The 1,255-nt window shown below is 58.9% G+C and carries 1 protein-coding gene and 1 pseudogene; both read right to left on the reverse strand.

Annotation, left to right across the window (positions count from 1 at the left end):
• A partial coding sequence (locus A2I95_RS39440) for a fatty acid desaturase (protein WP_291737804.1) occupies nucleotides 1-729 on the reverse strand: 729 nt, incomplete at its 3' end.
• A gap of 300 nt (nucleotides 730-1,029) precedes the next feature.
• A pseudogene (locus A2I95_RS39445) lies at nucleotides 1,030-1,255 on the reverse strand (ribosome biogenesis GTPase Der); the annotation flags it as partial.

The following is a 1,255-nucleotide window of genomic DNA, read 5'->3' on the forward strand; positions in this document are numbered from 1 at the left end:
GGAGGATCCCTGCAGCGCCGCCACCTGCGGGTTCAGGTCCGGACGGCGGTCCCAATAGGTGTCCTCGAAATTATGCTGCAGGTAGACAAGGAAAACACCGATCATGCCGCCCAGGAACGAAAACGCCAGCCAGACCCAGATCCCGGTCATCCCCGCCGCCCGGTAGAGCAGCACCAGCAATGCGGCAATCACCAGATTGTGCAGAACCACCCCCAGCGCACCAAAACGCCCGGTATTCTTGGGCCAGCGGTAGCGGATGAAATAGGTGAACGCCGCCCCCAGCGGCACCAGCACAAACGGATTGCGGTACAGGCGGTAACCCAGCCGGTCCCAGACCCCGGCCTTGGCCCATTCCCGCACCGTCATGGTGTGGATCTCACCTGTCTCCCGGTGTTCCAGGTTGCCGATGTTGGAGTGGTGCAGATTGTGGTTTTGCTTCATCACCTCAAACGGCGCAAAGGTGAAGGGCGACAGCACATGGCCGGCAATCTCGTTCTGGATCCGGGTTTCAAACAGCGAGTGATGCCCGGTGTCATGCTGCAGCACATACAACCGCACTGCGGCAAAGGCAAAAACCACACCTGCCGGCAGCATCACAAACCACTGGTCCGCATAGGCGACGGCCACGGTAAGCGCCGCAAAGTAGACCGCAAATGTACCGAAATAGCTGACCGACGCCAGCCGGTTGTCCTGTTGTGTGAATTGACGCGTATGTGTCCTCAGATCCATGAACCCGTCCCTAAAGCCGATGCGTGACAGCTGTGCAAAACGCGCATCCCGTCCAAAGTAGATTTCCAGATAACTCCGCCTTGTGCAAAAACAAGGTTATCACCGGATAATCCATTCAACTTGAAAGGTATCAATCTGCAGCAGTGAAGGAAACACAGAGAGGCCAAGCCCCGCATGAAGCAGGCAAAAGGCCGCTCAGCCCCGCGCAACGCAAAAGCGCCGCCCGTCAGGGCGGCGCCGGGCCCAACGGGCCTAGGTATTTCTTTGGAAATGCCGCAAGCCGGGCGGGAGCACCCTGCCTTAGCTGGATCCGCCGCCGCGCTTATTCAAATGCTTGGCCAAAGCGCCGGCATTCTTGGCCCGCTTGCCCTTATAAGGGTTCTTGTCGCCCTGGCCGCGCATATACAGCCGGATCGGGGTGCCAGGCATGTCGAAATCTTCACGCAGGCCGTTAACCAGATACCGGTTATAGCTTTCCGGCAGCTTATCGGGATGCGAGCACATCACCACAAACCCCGGCGGGTAA

Source organism: Leisingera sp. F5 (assembly GCF_001593695.1).